Annotated in this window: 16 protein-coding genes and 1 pseudogene; 13 read left to right on the forward strand and 4 right to left on the reverse strand. The window is 68.3% G+C overall.

All coding sequences use genetic code 11. The features are described 5' to 3' along the window. The first annotated feature begins 4 nt into the window (after positions 1-4). A complete protein-coding gene (locus BLU62_RS29885; protein ID WP_074854080.1) occupies positions 5-751 on the forward strand; it encodes a DNA alkylation repair protein in 747 nt (248 codons plus the stop codon). Positions 752-759: 8 nt separating this feature from the next. Here BLU62_RS29885 and BLU62_RS29890 read toward each other — a convergent pair whose 3' ends face one another. From BLU62_RS29890 to mftR, 3 genes are all read right to left on the reverse strand, one after another. Then, positions 760-1,089 carry a DoxX family protein gene (locus tag BLU62_RS29890; protein WP_074854336.1) on the reverse strand — a complete coding sequence of 110 codons (330 nt, stop codon included), beginning with the start codon at positions 1,087-1,089 and terminating at the stop codon, positions 760-762. 95 nt (positions 1,090-1,184) lie between these two features. Continuing rightward, positions 1,185-2,243: a ferredoxin--NADP reductase gene (locus tag BLU62_RS29895; protein WP_074854081.1), complete on the reverse strand. Its 1,059-nt coding sequence runs from the start codon at positions 2,241-2,243 to the stop codon at positions 1,185-1,187. A gap of 127 nt (positions 2,244-2,370) precedes the next feature. After that, a complete protein-coding gene (mftR, locus tag BLU62_RS29900) occupies positions 2,371-2,997 on the reverse strand; it encodes a mycofactocin system transcriptional regulator (RefSeq protein ID WP_074854337.1) in 627 nt (208 codons plus the stop codon). 161 nt (positions 2,998-3,158) lie between these two features. On the opposite strand from mftR, the gene mftA reads away from it, so the two are divergent. The 5 genes from mftA to BLU62_RS29925 all read left to right on the forward strand — a co-directional run bounded on the left by mftA (position 3,159) and on the right by BLU62_RS29925 (position 7,193). Further along, positions 3,159-3,266 (forward strand): mycofactocin precursor MftA, encoded by a 108-nt coding sequence (gene mftA / locus BLU62_RS29905; RefSeq protein ID WP_074854082.1) that lies wholly within the window; start codon positions 3,159-3,161, stop codon positions 3,264-3,266. After that, on the forward strand, positions 3,266-3,631 hold the full coding sequence (gene mftB, locus BLU62_RS29910; protein WP_074854083.1) for a mycofactocin biosynthesis chaperone MftB: 366 nt from the start codon (positions 3,266-3,268) through the stop codon (positions 3,629-3,631). Before mftA ends, mftB begins: the two co-directional genes overlap by 1 nt. A gap of 69 nt (positions 3,632-3,700) precedes the next feature. Further along, positions 3,701-4,990 carry a mycofactocin radical SAM maturase gene (gene mftC / locus BLU62_RS29915; protein WP_074854084.1) on the forward strand — a complete coding sequence of 430 codons (1,290 nt, stop codon included), beginning with the start codon at positions 3,701-3,703 and terminating at the stop codon, positions 4,988-4,990. 89 nt (positions 4,991-5,079) lie between these two features. Further along, on the forward strand, positions 5,080-6,279 hold the full coding sequence (gene mftD / locus BLU62_RS29920; protein WP_074854085.1) for a pre-mycofactocin synthase MftD: 1,200 nt from the start codon (positions 5,080-5,082) through the stop codon (positions 6,277-6,279). 101 nt (positions 6,280-6,380) lie between these two features. Then, on the forward strand, positions 6,381-7,193 hold the full coding sequence (locus tag BLU62_RS29925; RefSeq protein ID WP_074854086.1) for a mycofactocin-coupled SDR family oxidoreductase: 813 nt from the start codon (positions 6,381-6,383) through the stop codon (positions 7,191-7,193). 685 nt (positions 7,194-7,878) lie between these two features. Here the strand turns inward: BLU62_RS29925 and BLU62_RS29930 are convergent. Beyond that, a complete protein-coding gene (locus BLU62_RS29930) occupies positions 7,879-8,988 on the reverse strand; it encodes a CaiB/BaiF CoA transferase family protein (protein WP_074854087.1) in 1,110 nt (369 codons plus the stop codon). Between the two features lie 176 nt (positions 8,989-9,164). Between BLU62_RS29930 and mftE the strand changes: the two genes are divergently transcribed. From mftE to BLU62_RS29965, 7 genes and pseudogenes are all read left to right on the forward strand, one after another. Then, positions 9,165-9,875, forward strand: a complete 711-nt coding sequence (gene mftE, locus BLU62_RS29935) for a mycofactocin biosynthesis peptidyl-dipeptidase MftE (protein ID WP_074854088.1) — start codon at positions 9,165-9,167, stop codon at positions 9,873-9,875. Further along, positions 9,872-11,385: pseudogene (mftF, locus tag BLU62_RS34585) on the forward strand (mycofactocin biosynthesis glycosyltransferase MftF). Before mftE ends, mftF begins: the two are co-directional and overlap by 4 nt. A gap of 14 nt (positions 11,386-11,399) precedes the next feature. Further along, positions 11,400-12,731 (forward strand): mycofactocin system GMC family oxidoreductase MftG, encoded by a 1,332-nt coding sequence (mftG, locus tag BLU62_RS29945; protein WP_074854089.1) that lies wholly within the window; start codon positions 11,400-11,402, stop codon positions 12,729-12,731. Between the two features lie 185 nt (positions 12,732-12,916). Further along, complete coding sequence (locus BLU62_RS29950; protein WP_074854090.1) at positions 12,917-14,545, forward strand: HNH endonuclease signature motif containing protein; 1,629 nt, start codon at positions 12,917-12,919, stop codon at positions 14,543-14,545. 194 nt (positions 14,546-14,739) lie between these two features. Beyond that, on the forward strand, positions 14,740-15,171 hold the full coding sequence (locus BLU62_RS29955; RefSeq protein WP_074854091.1) for a PPOX class F420-dependent oxidoreductase: 432 nt from the start codon (positions 14,740-14,742) through the stop codon (positions 15,169-15,171). An 88-nt stretch (positions 15,172-15,259) separates the two neighbouring features. Beyond that, complete coding sequence (locus BLU62_RS29960) at positions 15,260-15,844, forward strand: hypothetical protein (RefSeq protein WP_074854092.1); 585 nt, start codon at positions 15,260-15,262, stop codon at positions 15,842-15,844. A gap of 162 nt (positions 15,845-16,006) precedes the next feature. After that, positions 16,007-16,945 carry an SMP-30/gluconolactonase/LRE family protein gene (locus BLU62_RS29965; protein WP_244278439.1) on the forward strand — a complete coding sequence of 313 codons (939 nt, stop codon included), beginning with the start codon at positions 16,007-16,009 and terminating at the stop codon, positions 16,943-16,945. Positions 16,946-16,954 lie beyond the last annotated feature (9 nt).

The following is a 16,954-nucleotide window of genomic DNA, read 5'->3' on the forward strand; positions in this document are numbered from 1 at the left end:
GCCGGTGGGTGCCGAGTTGACCGCCGCGGCGGTGCGGGCGGCAGCCGCCGAGATCGCCGACCCGCAGTTGGCGATCGGCCTGGGGAAGTTCTTCCAGACCCGCCCCGGCGGTTACGGGGAGGGCGACGAGTTCATCGGACTCCGTGTGCCCCAGCAGCGTGCGATCGCCAAGCGGTTCCGGGGTATCGGTTCCGATGAGGTCGTCGCGCTCCTCGATTCGCCGATTCATGAACACCGGCTCATCGCGTTGTTCCTGCTGCGTGGTGAATTCGAGCGGACGCTGCGGCCGAGATCGGGTCCGGACCGGGACGGCGCCGCGCGGTGGGTCGAGTTGTACCTCGACGCGGTGCGGCGCGGACGGGTGAACAACTGGGATCTCGTGGACTCGTCCGCCGACTCGGTCCTGGGCGAATACTGCCGCCGGCGGGACGAGAACGCGGTGATCCTCGCCCACGCCGCCGACGACGACCTCTGGCGGCGCCGGGTGGGGATCATCGCGACCTTCGCGCACATCAAACACGGTGACGCGTCGGCACTTCTGTCGGTGGCGCCGCACGTCCGCGACGACCGGCGCGATCTCATCCAGAAGGCGTTCGGGTGGATGCTGCGCGAGGTCGGAAAGCGCGTCGACGAGCAGATACTCCTCGGGTACCTGGAGGAGAATGCCGCCCGAATGGGCCGCACCGCACTGAGTTACGCGATCGAGCACCGAACTCCCGAGGAGCGCGCGCACTTACGTGCGCTGAGGTGAGAGTCGCCTCAGCCCTCGCGCGCCACGCGAACTGCCGCCCAGATCATCGGGAGCTGGAACGGCAGGCGTGCCAGCGCGACTACCTTGTAGGGCAGCGGTTTGTCCCACCAGAGCCGCACCATGTTCAGGTTCGCGGGGTAGACGGCGAGGAACAGCAGCGCCGACAGCGCGCCGGAGACGCGTCGGGTGCGTGGCACGAGAAGTCCGGCGCCCAGACCGATCTCGGCGACCCCGGACAGATAGGTCAGCGTGCGCGGGTCACCGGGGATCTCCTCCGGGATGATCTCGTCGAACGGTTTGGGCGCCACGAAATGGAGCGCCCCGATGCCGAGGAGCATCACCGCCAGGCCGCGGGCGAGTTGGAGCGGATTCAGTCGGGACTTCCGGATGGTGGCCACGTCGTCGTGCTCCTTCGGTTGGTTCGAACTGCTTGTCAGAACTCGATCTTGAGTGAGTCGGAGGTCGGGTGCGCCTGGCAGCCCAGGATGTAGCCGTCTGCGATGTCCTCGGGATCGAGGGCTCCTGCGTTGTCCATGTCGACGGTGCCCTCGGTGAGAGTGCAGGCGCACGAGCCGCATTCGCCCTCCTGGCAGGAGTACGGGGCGTCGAGTCCGGCGGCGAGCATGATGTCGATCAGCGTCCGCTTACGCGGCCAGCTCAGGGTGTGGGTCTCGCCGTCGAGCTCGACTTCGACGGTGGCCGCGGAAGCCTGGTCCTCCTCGGTGACCTCCTCGAGTTCGACGTCGGCGAACGGGTCGCCGGACAGCGAGTTGTAGACCTCGGTGTGGACGTTGTGGTGGGGAAAGTTCGCCTGCGCCAAGGCCTTGTGGACGGCGTCCATGAACGGCCCGGGTCCGCACATGTAGGCGGTGTGGGTGGTCGAGTACGGCGCGAACACCGACGTGAGAGCCGCCGAGGAGGGGAGGCCCTGCAGGGTCTCGAGCCAGTGCACGACGGTGAGCCGGTCGGCGTGCGCGTGGAGCAGGTCGCGCAGTTCGGCCGCGAAGATCACGTCGTCCTCACTGCGGTTGGCGTAGAAGAAGACGATCGGGGCGCTGCTCTTCTTCAGCGCCGCCTTGAGGATCGACATCACCGGTGTCACGCCGCTGCCGGCGGCGATGAGCAGCAGCGGATCGTCGTAGGACTTCGGGGTGAAGACTCCCGACGGAGGAAGCACCTCGATCTGCGAACCGGGGGACAGGTTGTCGCACACCCAGTTGGAGCCGTAACCGTCTACGGTGCGCTTGACGGTCACCTTGGGGCGGGCGTCGGTGTACGGCGACGAGGCCAGGGAGTAGCAGCGCGCCACCGACCCGGTCTGCTCGCTCGGGATGCGCAGGGTGAGGAACTGTCCCGGCTTGTAGTCGGTGAAAGCGGCCGACGACGCCTCGGGGACCTCGAAGGCGATGGATCTGGCATCGGACGTCTCATCGATCACCTCGGCCACCGTGAGAATCACGCTTCGTGAGCCATGAGGGGTCAGGTCAGACATGTAGCAGCTCTCCGACGTCGAGGACCGGGTGAAACCGGGCCGAATTAGAACACGTTCTACTTCAGGATAGCCCAACCGGTGGGCGTCCCACGAGGCCATTCTGTCGCCAGCGTAGTCGGGGTGACGGTCACGACACCCGGCTCAACGAGCCGACGCCGTTCGCGACGGTGCGCGCACCGTCGGCGATCAGTGCCTCGAGGTCGGCATCGGGGTCGGCGAGCCACTGCTCGTAGGCGGCGAGCGCGGCACCCAGGCACAGCCAGCCGATGGTCTGGGGGAGGTGGTCGTTCTCGTCCAGGCCGAGGCGGGTGGCGCAGAAATCGGCGATGACGTGTCGCCAGTCGGCGTACATGATCATCGAATGCGCCTGGAGTGCAGTAACTCCGAGGAGTAGGGACATGCGCCGGCGGTGGTTGTCGAGCTCCTCCGGCGGAACGCGGTTGAAGGCGACGAGTGCTTCCACCAGGGCGTCGGCCATGGGGGTGTCGGCGGGGATCTGGGCGAGCAGTCCGCGCAACTCGCGGAGGTGGTCGTCGAACTCGCCCCAGGGGATCTCGTTCTTCGACGGGTAGTACCGGAACAGTGTCCGGCGGGCGATGCCAGCGGCCTCGGCGATGTCGTCGACGCTGGTCTCCTCGAAGCCCCGGGTGGTGAACAGTCCGATCGCGAGCGCGCTGATCCGGGCCCGTGACGAGATCGGGCGTCGTCCGGGCGCGGTGCGCGAGGGTCTGGTGTCCTGCTGCTGGGGCGTCATCGAGAACACACCCTATGTGACCTGCTTCTTCGTGATGGTGCCTCCGGTGGACTGCCTATCCGTCCGGATAGTTTTCGCATCGACTCTGGCTTTTGTGCACTGAGTGCCACTATAGTCGTCCGTGATCCGAGTCACCATCACGAATCAAGGAGGTATGGATCATGGCCGATCAGTCCGCGGTCACCGCGCAGGGCTCCAACGAGACCGAACTCATCGCCGAGTCGCTCGTCGAAGAGGTGTCGATCGACGGGATGTGCGGGGTCTACTGATGTCTGCCCCGACATCGAATCCGACCTCCGGCGACCGTTCCGCGGTCGCCGGGGTCCGGTTCGACGCCCCCGGTCCCGATGCACCAGACGCCCATGGCTTCGACACGTTCGCCGCGTGGGAACTCAACCCGAAGGTGGCGCTGCGCCCCGAGCCGTTCGGCGCGCTGCTGTACCACTTCGGTACCCGCAAGCTCTCGTTCCTCAAGAACCTCACGGTGGTCGGGATCGTCCAGTCCCTCGCCGACCACGACTCCGCCGAGGCGGCCCTCCTCGCCGCGGGGATCACGCCCGCGCAGCGGCCGCTGTACGTACAGGCGCTCACCGCGCTCGCCGACAGCGCGATGATCACGCCGCGCGCGGCCTGACCGAGCCCCACCACCGATCGCCAGCCCCGATCGATTCCCGCATTCAGCCCCGACCCTAGGACCGACACGATGACGACCATCGAGATGCCGCCCACCGCAGCCGGACTCGTGACCACCGAGCGTCCGAGCGCACCCGCCGACCAGGTGCCCAAGGTCGGCCGCCTCGTCGACCAGTTCGAACGCGGGCTCGACGCGCCGATCTGCCTGACCTGGGAGCTCACCTACGCCTGCAACCTGGCATGTGTGCACTGCCTGTCGTCGTCGGGTAAGCGCGACCCGCGTGAACTCTCGACCGAACAGTGCAAGGCGATCATCGACGAACTGCAGCGCATGCAGGTCTTCTACGTGAACATCGGCGGCGGTGAGCCGACCGTCCGCCCGGACTTCTGGGAACTCGTCGACTACGCCACCAGTCATCAGGTGGGAGTCAAGTTCTCCACCAACGGTTTGCGGATCGACAAGAAGGTCGCGGCTCGTCTCGCGGCGTCGGACTACGTCGACGTCCAGATCTCCCTCGACGGCGCCACCGCCGAGGTCAACGACGCCGTGCGCGGTCCGGGTTCGTTCGACATGGCCGTCCGGGCGCTGGAGAACCTGGCCGAGGCCGGCTTCAATGACGCCAAGATCAGCGTCGTCATGACCCGGCAGAACGTCGCGCAGCTCGACGAGTTCAAGGCGCTCGCCGACCGCTACAACGCCACCCTGCGCATCACCCGGTTGCGTCCGTCGGGCCGAGGTGCCGATGTCTGGGACGATCTGCACCCGCTGCCCGAGCAGCAGCGCGAACTCTACGATTGGCTTGTCGCACATGGTGATCGCGTGCTGACCGGTGACTCGTTCTTCCACCTGTCGGCCTTCGGTGGGGATTCGGGCGGCGGCCTGCCCGGCCTCAACCTCTGCGGTGCCGGACGCGTGGTGTGCCTGATCGACCCGGTCGGCGACGTCTACGCCTGCCCGTTCGCGATCCACGAGAACTTCCTCGCCGGCAACATCCTGTCCGACGGCGGCTTCCAGGAGATCTGGCAGCGCTCGGATCTGTTCACCGAACTGCGCGAGCCGCAGAACGCCGGTGCCTGCACCAAGTGTGCGCACTTCGACGCCTGCCGTGGTGGCTGCATGGCGGCCAAGTTCTTCACCGGATTGCCGCTGGCCGGACCGGACCCCGAGTGTGTGCAGGGCTACGGCGAGGAGCTCCTCGCCGGCGACCGCACCAAACCGACTGCGAACAAGGATCATTCGCGCGGAACCCCGTTGACCCTGATGACCCGCCGGCCCGACGGGGACCTCGCCCCGATCGGTCGGCCCACCAAGTCCTGTGATGAGAACCCGCTGGCCGGGTTCACCCCTGCCGCGCGGTAATCCACCGCCGGCCGACCGTGAACCGAGTCGTCCCGGGGTGCGTACGCACCCCGGCGATGACCCGTGTCCGAGAAGAAGTGAGTGAGAAAATGGCTCTCAACCCCTGGGCGAAAAACCCCTGGTTCGAAACGGTCACCGAGGCTCAGCGTCGCGCCAAGAAGCGACTGCCGAAGTCGGTGTACGCATCGCTGGTCGCGGGCACCCAGGCCGGTATGACCCTCGACGACAACGTGCAGGCCTTCTCCGAGTTGGGTTGGGCGCCACATGTTGTCGGGGCGCAGCCGGAGCGGGAGATGACCACGTCGGTGATGGGGCAGGAGCTGTCCTTCCCGGTGATGATCTCGCCGACCGGTGTCCAGGCCGTCGATCCCGACGGCGAGGTCGCCGTCGCGCGCGCCGCTGCCGCCCGGGGGACCGCCATGGGCCTGTCGAGCTTCGCCTCCCACGCCGTCGAAGAGGTCACCGCGGTCAACGACAAGGTGTTCTTCCAGATCTACTGGCTCGGCAGCCGTGAGGACATTCTCCGGCGGGCCGAGCGCGCGAAGGCGGCCGGCGCAAAGGGTCTCATCGTCACCACCGACTGGGTGTTCAACGTCGGACGAGACTGGGGCAGCCCGGAGATCCCGGAGAAGGTGAACCTGAAGGCGCTCGTGCGTCTCGGGCCCGAGATCGCGGTCAAGCCGCGGTATGCCCTCGACTGGGTCAAGGGTGGCAAGATCACCATCCCCGACCTCACCGCACCCAACCTCACCCCGCAGGGTGTCCCCGGCCCGACCTTCTTCGGCGCCTACGGCGAGTGGATGGGCACCCCGCCGCCCACCTGGGAGGACCTGCAGTGGCTGCGTGAGCAGTGGGACGGTCCGTTCATGGTCAAGGGCATCACCCGGCTCGACGACGCCAAGCGCGCGGTCGACATCGGTGCGTCGGCGATCTCGGTCTCCAACCACGGCGGCAACAACCTCGACGGAACCCCGGCGACCATCCGCCTGCTGCCCGACATCGCCGATGCGGTCGGCGACGACATCGAGGTCCTGCTCGACGGCGGCATCCGCCGCGGCAGCGACGTCGCCAAGGCTCTCGCACTGGGCGCCCGCGCCGTGATGATCGGCCGTGCGTACCTGTGGGGCCTGGCGGCCAACGGTCAGTCCGGTGTCGAGAACGTCCTCGACCTCATGCGGATGGGGCTCGACGGCGTCCTGATGGGCCTGGGCCACAAGAGCGTGCACGAACTCTCGGCCGACGACCTGTTCATCCCGGAGGGATTCAAGCGCTCCTTCGGAAACGCCTGATCCTCGTCGGATCACCCCCGCCCGCCGACCGGACCTCCGGTCGGCGGGCGGGGGTGTGAACGGGCCCTGGACGCAGAACTAGAACGTGTTACAGTTCTGCCATGGGACAGTTCGACGGCAAGGTCGTCTACATCACCGGCATCGCCCGTGGTCAGGGCCGCAATCACGCGGTCCGGTTCGCCCGTGAGGGGGCCGCGATCGTGGGGCTCGACATCGCGGGTCCGATCATCGACCACGCGACCTATCCGCCCGCGACCGCCGAGGACCTCGCCGAGACCATCCGGCTCGTCGAGGGCGCGGGCGGCAAGATCCTTGCCCGGCAAGGGGATACGCGCGACCTCGCCTTCCAGCAACAGCTCGTCGCGGATGCCGTCGAACAGTTCGGTCGGCTCGACCACGTGATCGCCAACGCCGGCGTGCTCACCTGGGGCAAGGTGTGGGAGCTGTCCGAGGAGCAGTTCAGCGACGTCGTCGACATCAACCTGATCGGTGCCTGGAAGACGCTGAAGGCCACCGTGCCCGCGATGCTCGAGGCCGGGAACGGCGGCTCGATCGCGATCATCAGCTCGGTCGCCGGACTGAAGGCGATGCCGCTGCAGGCGTCGTACTCGGCGTCGAAGCACGGCCTGGTGGGTCTCGCGCAGACTGCCGCCAAGGAACTCGGCCACCATCACATCCGGGTCAACAGCGTCCACCCGTACGCGGTGGACACCCCGATGGGTGTCGCCGACACCGAAGCACACCGCATCTTCGGGATTCCCTGGGTCACCCCGCATTTCACGTCGATCCTGGACTACCACCCGGTCGCGTCGCTCGACGAGATCTCCGACGCCGTGATGTATTTGGCCTCCGACAGCGCCAAGGGCATCACCGGTGCCGAGTTCCAGATCGACATGGGGCACTCGAAGGTCTGACCCTTCGAGGCTCGTCGCTACGCTCCTCGCACCTCAGGGAGCGGGGGATGTCGCCGGGCATCGCTTCTCGCACCTCAGGGGCGGGGGATGTCGCCGGGCATCGCTTCTCGCACCTCAGGGGGCGGGGGATGTCGCCGGGCATCGCTTCTCGCACCTCAGGGGGCGGGGGATGTCGCCGGGCATCGCTTCTCGCACCTCAGGGGGCGGGGGATGTCGCCGGGCATCGCTCCTGGCACCTCAGGGAGCGAGGGGGCGCGTCGCGTTCTCTCGGATCAGGGAGCGAGGGACTGGTCGCATCGGACGGGCCGGCCGGAATGAGGTCGCACGCGACATCGCTCCGGCTGTACGACCTCGGCCGAAGTCGTTCCCCCCCCGATCGATATCGCGCGCGACATCAATCAGGGCGCTGCGCACCGGACTTCACGGGGTGAATGGTGAACAGCGGGCCGCGCGGTCGGAAATCTCGTCCATCTCAGGTGCGTCCGAGGGCCATATGCCCTCGGACGGTGCTGACGCGGACGCGATCTCCGACTCTTCGCCGGGCATCGCTTCTCGCACCTCGGGGAGCGAGATCGTCACGAAGCGAATCGTGAGGAAACGAGAATCGCCACTTCCCGTGCAGAAGCGCCGGCTGCAACCAGCCCAGCGCATCTGTCCGGGAAGTGGCGATTGTGGTGGGTCCAGGTCAGGCCCAGAGGGTCTTCGGGTCGACGGCCTCGGTGGCGGGTGCGACCGGGGTCTCCGGCTGGGTGCGCGAGAAGCGCGGGGCGACCTGCGCCTGGGTGACGCCGTCGATGTCGACGAGGTTGGCACGAGCGGCCATGTGTGCGTCGCTCGGCGCCTCGGCGAAGGTCAGCACCGGCGAGGTGCAGGCGTCGGTGCCGTCGAAGATCTTGGCCCACTCGTCGCGGGTGCGGGAGTTGAAGGTGTCGGTGAAGACCTCCTTCAGCTTGCCCCAGTTCGCGATGTCGTTCTGTGCCGGCAGGTCGGCGTCGGCGAGGCCGAGGCCCTTGAGCAGCTCGGCGTAGAACTGCGGCTCGATGGCGCCGACGGCCATGTACTTGCCGTCGGAGGTCTCGTAGACCTCGTAGTACGGGGCGCCGGTGTCGAGCATGTTCACGCCGCGGGTGTCGCTCCACAGGCCGGTGCCGCGGAATGCCCACATCATCTGTCCCAGAACGGAAGCGCCGTCGACCATGGCAGCGTCGACGACCTGTCCCTTGCCGGAGATGCCGCGCTCGAGCAGTGCCGCGAGCACGCCCACGACGAGGAACATCGACCCGCCGCCGAAGTCGCCGGCCAGGTTGAGCGGCGGCACCGGACGATCGTCCTTGCGGCCGATCGCGTGGAGCAGACCGGTGAGCGAGATGTAGTTGATGTCGTGTCCGGCGAGGTTGGCGCGCGGCCCCTCCTGGCCCCAGCCGGTCATGCGGCCGTACACCAGGCCGGGATTCACCGCGGCGAGGTCGTCGGGACCGAAGCCGAGACGCTCCATGACGCCCGGACGGAAGCCCTCGATGATGACGTCGGCCTTGGCGACGAGCTCGAGGATCGTGGCGCGGTCGGTCTCGTCCTTCAGGTTGGCCTCGACGACGCGACGGCCGCGCAGCAGCGCATCGGCGTTCACGCCGGGCTTGGGCAGTGAGCCGGGTCGCTGGACACGGACCACGTCGGCGCCGAGGTCGGCGAGCAACATGGCCGCGTGGGGTCCCGGGCCGATGCCGGCGAACTCGATGACCCGGATGGAGCTGAGTGGGCCGGGCTTTCCGCTGTTGTGGGGTGTCGTACTGCTCATGTGTCGTCCTCCGGTCGTTGTACTGCCACTGTGTCAGGCGTCACGCATTACGCATTAGCATTCCACAACCGATCGAACGCTCGTCAGCCTGGTCGGCACGAGGTTTGCGGCCCGTTTCTCCCTGTTTTTGGGCCGAGGGGCAGAAGCTTGGGAGCGCGATGGCTAGCATTGGTCAGATGACAGGACCGTCGACGCTGGGGCAGTGCAGCTGGCCGGACCTCGATGGGAAGGTGATCACTCTCGTGGTACCTCTCGGTTCTGTCGAACAGCACGGTCCGCACCTGCCCCTGGATACCGACACGCGCATCGCCTCGGCGGTCGCCGACGTCGTCTGTGAGCGCCTCGTGGCCGAGGACATCCTGCGGGCCCCCGACCTCAACTACGGCGCGAGTGGCGAACACGAGGGCTTCGCCGGGACGATCTCCATCGGTCACGATGCCCTCCGCGGGATGCTCATCGAGTACGGGCGCAGCGCCTGCCGCTGGGCCAGGCGCATCGTCTTCGTCAACGGGCACGGCGGCAACACGCGGACGCTGATCGACGCGGTGACCCGACTTCGGTACGAGGGACGCGACGCCGCCTGGTTTCCGTGCGCCTTCCCGGGTGCGGACGCTCATGCCGGATTCACCGAAACCTCTGTGCTGCTTCATGTTTCGCCGTCGATGGTCGACACCGCGCGGGCGGTCGCCGGAAATCGCGAGCCGGTGGGTGCGCTCCTCGGTGCGATGCGCGAAGGCGGTGTCGGGGCAGTCAGCCCGAACGGTGTGCTGGGTGATCCCACCGAGGCCACCGCCGACGAGGGTCGGCGACTGGTGGCCGAGGTGACCGATCGTCTCGGTGAAGCGCTCGTTTCCTGGCAGGTCGACGAACTGGGGCGGCTCGGATGACCGCACTCGACGACTCGGCGCCCCGCGGCACCGGCGAAACCACTGGCGCACAGTCTGTTTCGAATGAAGGCGCAGAGGACGGCGCCGACTCGCCGGGCGAGGCGGCGCCGGAGAATCCCACCGACCTGCCCGACGGCTTCCAGGTTCAGATCGACCTGGGGTCCGCGCGCGGCGGTGACCTCCGCTACCTCGTCGGCGGCTCTCCGACACGACTGCTGCGCATGTCCGACGCCGCACTCGGGATGACCTCTGATGACGGTCGAATCGAGGTGTGCGACAACGTGACCCGCCGTCTGGCCCGGGCGCTGCTGGACGCCGGAATCGCGAACCCCCGCCCGATGTTCGGGCCGCAGCCGGCCGACGTCACCGTGGTGGTGCCGGTCAAGGACAACCAGGCCGGCGTGGACCGGCTCCTCGACGCTCTCGACGGTCTGACGGTCGTGGTCGTCGACGACGGATCGGACGTGCCGATCGTGGCCGATCGGCCCGGTGCGAAGGTGATCCGGTTCGACGACAACCGCGGTCCGGCGGCCGCGCGGAACGCCGGGGCGGCCGCCGCCACCACCGATTTCGTGGCCTTCCTCGACTCCGACGTCGTTCCCGACCCGGACTGGCTGACCGTGCTCCTGACCCACTTCTCCGACCCGACCGTGGGGATCGTGGCCCCCGGATCGTCGGACTCCGATCCGCCGACGGATCGTCCTCGCTGGCGGAGCGGTACGAGAACGGCTGGTCGTCGCTGGACATGGGCCCCGAGGAGTCCGCGGTTCTGCCCTCGACCCGCGTCCCGTACGTTCCCAGTGCGGCGATCGTGGTGCGGCGCAGCGCATTCTGTGGTTTCGACGAGTCTCTCCGGGTGGCCGAGGACGTGGACGCATGCTGGCGGATGCACACCGCGGGCTGGCGGATTCGTTACGACCCGGTCGCCCGGGTGGCGCACGACCACCGCACCGACCTGCGCTCGGTGCTGTCTCGACGATGCTTCTACGGAACCGGGGCCGCGCACCTCGCCGCACGTCATGGCGACCGTGCCGCCCCGATGGTGATGTCGGTGCCGATGGCCGCGGCCGTGGTCGCGCTGTTGTCGCGAACCCGCGTGGGCGCGGCGCTGGCGATGATCATCCTCGCGCACCTCGCGACCCGTCTGCGCAAGCGGCTCGGAGACCTGCCGTCGGCGCCTCTCGTCTCGGCGCAACTCACCGGACGCGCCGCCGGGTTCGGGCTACTGCAGGCGGCCGATGCGATCTGCCGGCACTACTGGCCGGTGGCACTGCTGCTGGCCTGCGTGTCGAGACGCTTCCGCACACTCGCGGTTCAGGTGGCGATCGTCGAGGGGGTGGTGTCCTGGTTCCGGGACCTGCTCGCGGACCCGACCACCCCGCCGGCCCTGGGGCCGTTCCGCTATCTGCTGATGCGCCGCCTCGACGACCTCGCCTACGGGGCCGGTCTCTGGCAGGGCGTCATCACCCACCGAGACGCGGAGGCATTGCGCCCGGTCATCTCCCGATGACCCGTCCTCTCCGGATGTCGTCGCCCGACGAGCGTCTGACCGCGGACGTCGTCATCGTCGGCGCGGGGAGCGCCGGGTGCGTCCTCGCGGAGAGACTGTCGAGAGACCCCGGCCGCGACGTCGTGCTGCTCGAGCGCGGACCCGGACGCCGGCCGGGGCCGGAGGCGCGGGACCTCCGGGCTCTCCCCATCGGCGACCATGCGCGCTACGTGGTCCGGCACGTCACCGATCTCGACGGTCTGACCGCGGCGCGCGGGTCCGCGGTCGGTGGATCGTCGGCGGTCAACGGTGGATACTTCCTCCGCTGGCACCGGGATGACTTCGCGGACTGGCCGGCCGGCTGGGACCTCGACGCCGTCGACGCCGCCTACTCCGAGCTCGACGGGATCGCCGGTTCGATGAGCGTCTCACCGGTGTCCGACGACGAACTCGGTGATGCCGGAGGAGCTTTCGAGCGATACTGGTCGGCGAGGGTGCCGGTTCGGCCCGTCGACGCCCGCTGGCCGGTGGTCGGCGTCAACCGCGTGCTCGGCAACCGGTCCGGGATGCTGCGGCGGACCGCGGCCGAGGCCTACCTGGAGCAGGCCCTCGACCGGCCCAATCTCCGCGTACTGGCCGACTGTGAGGTCCGGCGGCTCGCGGTCTCCGGTGGCCGGCGCGTCACCGGTGTCCGGGCCGACCGGTTCGCCGTCAGTGCGGGCGAGGTGATCCTCGCTGCCGGGACGCTGGGCACCGCGCAACTCCTCCTCGTCTCCGGCCTCGAGGCGCTCGACGGGGCCGATCACCTCGAGGCCGGCGAGCACCGGGGACTCGCGGTCTCCTATCGCCGGATGGCGCCGGCCGACCCCGGAATGGTTCTCCCGACGGTGGTGCACACCGATGACGGACTCGAGATCCGTTGCTATCGAGATGATTTCGCAGCATTCATCGACGGTCTTCCGCCCACTGGGCCGATGGTCGAGGTGACCGCGATGAGTCGGTCGCCCGTTCGGCTCGTCGCGGGTGATGAACGGGTTCGCCTCGAATTCGGCGAACCGTCGCCCGAGGTCACCGTGTCGATGCGGGCCGGAGCCGACCGGGTGGTGGAGATGCTGCGATCGCGCGAGTTCGCCGGCATCGTCGTGCCGGGAAGTGCGTCGGTGGCCGCGGTGCCGGGGTTCTCCCAGCACGCCTGGGGCACGATGCCGATGGGTGTGCGCACCGATGCGCTCGGCGCGGTCCACGGGGCCGAGGGGCTGCGCATCGTCGACGGGTCGATCCTGCCCACCGGTGGCCGCAGCGGTCCGCACGCCACGATCATGATGATGGCCGTCCACATCGGCAATCGACTGGCGGGTCTCGGATGAGTGCCGGCGCGTGATCCGTTGCAGTCTGCACCAGCGGGACCGCTTCCTGCCCGCGGGCGCTAGCCAATAAGCGGGAAGGAATCGGCCACGCGGGAACATCTACTACCGAAAGTCGTTGGCGCGCCCTCTGATCCGTCGATCTGGTGCCGATCGGAATTGTCGGTGGCTGCTCGTATGGTGGTGTCATGGCTTTCGAGTTCGGCACCATCGACCCCGTCGGGGATGTCCCCGACCCGGGTTTTGATGTGTTCGAACCCCTCGCCGGACTCTCCCCGGAAGCCTTGATCGCCACTGCTCGATATTCGGCGTCGATGAACGCGGTCAACACCTGCCGCATGGCGATGGCCGCCAGTCTGCTGCATGACCACCGCGAGGAGGACTACCAGCTGCGGCGCAGTCAAGTCCATTCCGGGCAGGCCGAGTCGGTCGACGACCTGATGGCAATGACCGCCGAGGTGTTGGCCGGTCGCGATCCGTATGAGGAGTTCGGCCCGAACGGGTTCGAGCAGGCCACCGCCGAGTTCGGCGCCGCGATGAACATGACCTCGGCTCAGGCGCGGGACATGATCCGTACCGGCGATGCGATGCGATACCGACTCCCACTCACCGGCACCACCCTGGCCTGTGCCCGCATCGACATGTCACGGTTCCAGATCGCGATGAAGCGCACCGATTTCGTCGACGATGCCACCATGCCGACCGTCGACGCGGCGTTGGCCGAAGCCATCCTGGCCCGCGACCCGATGTCCACCACACGGTTCACCACGATGGTCGACCAGATCGTCCACACCCACGCCCCCGATGCGGTGAAACGCCGCAACGAACACGCCGCCCGCGACCGCGGTCTCACGATCCGCCCGGACCGGCACCAGCCCGGCCAGTCGCGCATCGCCGGGCATGTGCCCAACATCGACGCCGCCGCGCTCAACGCCCGTCTGACAGCGATGGCCACCGGTGTCCACAAGCGTGATGGACGCACCATGAGCCAGCGCCGCGCCGACGCTCTACTCGCACTCGCGCACGGCAGACAAGACCTGGACTGCCGGTGTGAGGACTGCGCACCCGAACCCGCCGCAGAGGAACCCGCCGCGCAGGAGCTCGACGCCTCCGATGCCGGTGTTGGGCCGGTGGCCGACAAGAACGATGAATGCGCGTGCACGTGCACCAGGTGCCGGGCTCCGCGTCCGACGTTTCACATCGTGGCCAACGAGTCCACGATGCAGGGTCGCGACAACGATCCCAGCGTGCTCGATGGTTACGGGCTCATCGATGCCGATGCCATGCGCGCTCTGTTCGCCGATGCCACCCATACCTTCGTCACCGCCGGCGGGCGCACCGAACCGGCCGAAGCCGATGCGGCGGCCGCCGCCGCCGCGAGCCGGTATGTGCCCGGCAAGAAGCTGCAGGCACTCGTGCGTGCCGGAGAGTTGTGTTGCACGTTCCCCGGCTGCAATCAGCCGGTGTGGACGGTCGACCTCGACCACACCCAGCCGTTTGACCACCGCAACCCCGACAGCGGTGGGAAAACCATGCAACGGAATCTGAAACCGTTGTGCCGGTTTCATCACCGCATCAAAACCTTCGGCCGGTGGCGCGATTCCCAGGACGAGTACCTGGCGATCGGGTTCGAAGCACCCACCGGCCATGTGTACCTGGGTAATCCGTTCACCGGACGGGACCTGTTCAGCTCGTTGAAGACCCAGCCGCCCGACCACCCGGCCCGGCAGCGACTCGACGATGAGCGAGTCGCCCGCACCGACACCCACCGCCGACGACAAGACGACTGGGACCGCAACAACCCACCACCGTTCTGACACCGAATCGGAAAGTGGCTGGGTGGAGGCTCCTTTCGATACGCCCTCCGCAAGCTCCGGGCTACTCGAGGGGCGGATGGGGACGTCTCGTCGCGCGCTCCGGGCTACTCAAGGCGGGGATGGGGCATCGGCGCTACTCAACTCTGGCTACTGGAACTGAGAACGTCAGGGCCGGGAAGACCTAGGCTGGAAACATGTCTGGAACGTCGCTGTCGGGTCCCGCGGTCCGCGAATTCCTGGCCTCCGGTACCAAGACCGGCCATCTCGGTTACACCGCCTCCGACGGGCGGCCCCTCGTCGTCCCGGTGTGGTTCGTCGTCGACGGCGACCGGCTGGCCTTCAACACCGGCGCCACCACCGCGAAAGGGCGTGCGCTCCTGCGTGATCCGCGGGTGACGATGTCGGTGGACCTGCAGGAGCCGCCGTACGGGTTCGTCCAGGTGCAGGGGCGTGCGGTGGTGACGGAGGATCTCGACGAGGTGCGTCGGATCGCCACGATGTGCGGCGCGCGGTATATGGGCGAGGAGCGCGCCGAGGAGTTCGGCGCGCGCAACGGAGTGCCCGGCGAGCTGGGCCTCTGGATCGAACCGAGCAAGGTCATCGCGGTCCTCGATGTCACCGCCTGACAGTTCGGCACCGACGGCGTCGAGACGGCGTCGCGCCCGGCCCGCGGCACGGTTCGCGCCGACGCTGCCGAAACAGTGCTTGGGCTTCATGGTGGGTTCGGCGCTGTTCGCCCTGGGGTCGGTGCCGGGATTCGGGCAGCTCGTCGGCGCCGACACCGTCAACCTGTGCTACTTCGTCGGCGCATGGTTCTTCACCGGGGCCGGCTTCATCCAGCTGGTGCGCAGTGCAACACCGGCCGAACTCGAGTCCTCGATGCCGGGCTCGGCGGTCCGTGCCGAATGGCTGAGCGCCGCAACGCAATCCGTAGGAACCATCCTGTTCAACATCTCGACGACCAGTGCGCTGTTCGCCCACACCGTCGCCGGCGAACGCCACCTGGTGTGGTCGCCCGATGCCGGCGGCTCGATCGCCTTCCTCATCAGTGGCGCGGTCGCCTTCGTCGCCTACTCGCGGTCGGCCGGCAGTGGTGTCGATCTTCGGAGCCGCGACTGGTGGTCGGTCCTGGTGAACTGGGTGGGGTGCGTGGCGTTCGGGGTGTCGGCGGTGGGTGCCTTCGTCGCCAGGGACGGCGTGACCGCCGATGCCGTCGCCGCGAATGCCGGGACCTTCGTGGGTGCTCTCTGTTTCCTCGTGGCGTCGGCGATCGTGCTGCCCGGGGCCCGGAACCGCTGATCGCCGCTCACGGGTACGTCTCGACGCCGGATGTGGCACTGATCCGACTTGCGGCGTCGAACCGCGGCCCGGAACATATGTCCGATGCGCGGAAGGACGCGCGATCGCGGCGGGTTCGCCGGTGCCGCGGACACCGAGGTGTGACGGGGGAGTTCGATGAGGGTGTCGATTCGTTCAGGGGTTGCTGCTGCACTGGTCTTGATCGCGGTGACCGGGGTGGGTGCGTTCGGTGCGGGTCCGTCCGCGGCGCTTCCGCGTTCGCCCGGTGACACCCCGATGTGTGCGGGCGTGGGAACGCCACGCACCGTGGTCGCTCAACCGACGGCATTCGAGGCGGTCGCCTTCGACCGGTCCGGCCGAATGCTGGTCAGCGACCTGATGGGAAATCGGCTCATCGCGGTCGACCGACCGGGCGCGGCACCGAGGAGGGTCGCGCGGGTCGAGTCGCCGGGTGGGATCGCGCCACTGCCGAACGGAAGGGTTCTCGTCGGCTCGGGCAGTGGCCCCGCCGCGGCGGTGTCCCCGGACTCCGCATCGCTCGTCGAGGTGAACCCGGGTACGGGTGCGCACAGCGTGTACGCCGACGGGCTGTCGATGGCGAACGGAGTGGTGCGGGCGCCCGACGGGACGGTCTACGCCTCCAGCAACATCGTGTCCGCGATCGATCGGATCAGCCCGGATCGCAAGGTGTCTCGCGCCTGGTTCAGCGACTCCCCGGGCAACGGGCTGGCGGTGTCCGCGGACGGGCGGACGCTGTTCGCGAACGTGTCCCTCGGTGACTCCCGGGTCCTCGCCGTCGACACCGCGACCGGGACCTCACGGACGTACTTCCGTCCGCCCGCCGGGCTCGACTGGGTGTTCTTCGACGACCTCGACATCGACGCCGGCGGCACGCTCTATGCCCCGATCTACCTCGGTGGACAGGTCTGGCGGATCGGCCGGGACGGATCGCATTGCGCATTGGCCGAGAACCTCACGACGCCGGCCGGGATCTCCGTCGGCGCTAGCAGGGCCGGTTTCTCCGCCAGGAGCGTCTACGTGACCACGCACGCCGGTTCCGTCATCGAGATCCCCGGCGCGGTTCCGCCGATCGCACGCTGAGCAGGCAAG

Origin of the sequence: Gordonia westfalica (genome assembly GCF_900105725.1) — a bacterium.
GTDB classification, from domain to species: Bacteria; Actinomycetota; Actinomycetes; order Mycobacteriales; family Mycobacteriaceae; genus Gordonia; species Gordonia westfalica.

What these genes read in the sequence shown, in the direction of transcription:
- mftC (WP_074854084.1), top strand. Translation starts at nt 3,701, where the DNA reads ATGACGACCATCGAGATGCCGCCCACCGCAGCCGGACTCGTGACCACC.
- mftR (WP_074854337.1), bottom strand. Translation starts at nt 2,997, where the DNA reads ATGACGCCCCAGCAGCAGGACACCAGACCCTCGCGCACCGCGCCCGGA.
- BLU62_RS29950 (WP_074854090.1), top strand. Translation starts at nt 12,917, where the DNA reads ATGGCTTTCGAGTTCGGCACCATCGACCCCGTCGGGGATGTCCCCGAC.
- BLU62_RS29930 (WP_074854087.1), bottom strand. Translation starts at nt 8,988, where the DNA reads ATGAGCAGTACGACACCCCACAACAGCGGAAAGCCCGGCCCACTCAGC.
- BLU62_RS29895 (WP_074854081.1), bottom strand. Translation starts at nt 2,243, where the DNA reads ATGTCTGACCTGACCCCTCATGGCTCACGAAGCGTGATTCTCACGGTG.
- mftA (WP_074854082.1), top strand. Translation starts at nt 3,159, where the DNA reads ATGGCCGATCAGTCCGCGGTCACCGCGCAGGGCTCCAACGAGACCGAA.
- BLU62_RS29925 (WP_074854086.1), top strand. Translation starts at nt 6,381, where the DNA reads ATGGGACAGTTCGACGGCAAGGTCGTCTACATCACCGGCATCGCCCGT.
- BLU62_RS29960 (WP_074854092.1), top strand. Translation starts at nt 15,260, where the DNA reads ATGGTGGGTTCGGCGCTGTTCGCCCTGGGGTCGGTGCCGGGATTCGGG.
- mftE (WP_074854088.1), top strand. Translation starts at nt 9,165, where the DNA reads ATGACAGGACCGTCGACGCTGGGGCAGTGCAGCTGGCCGGACCTCGAT.
- BLU62_RS29955 (WP_074854091.1), top strand. Translation starts at nt 14,740, where the DNA reads ATGTCTGGAACGTCGCTGTCGGGTCCCGCGGTCCGCGAATTCCTGGCC.
- mftG (WP_074854089.1), top strand. Translation starts at nt 11,400, where the DNA reads ATGTCGTCGCCCGACGAGCGTCTGACCGCGGACGTCGTCATCGTCGGC.
- mftD (WP_074854085.1), top strand. Translation starts at nt 5,080, where the DNA reads ATGGCTCTCAACCCCTGGGCGAAAAACCCCTGGTTCGAAACGGTCACC.
- mftB (WP_074854083.1), top strand. Translation starts at nt 3,266, where the DNA reads ATGTCTGCCCCGACATCGAATCCGACCTCCGGCGACCGTTCCGCGGTC.
- BLU62_RS29890 (WP_074854336.1), bottom strand. Translation starts at nt 1,089, where the DNA reads ATGCTCCTCGGCATCGGGGCGCTCCATTTCGTGGCGCCCAAACCGTTC.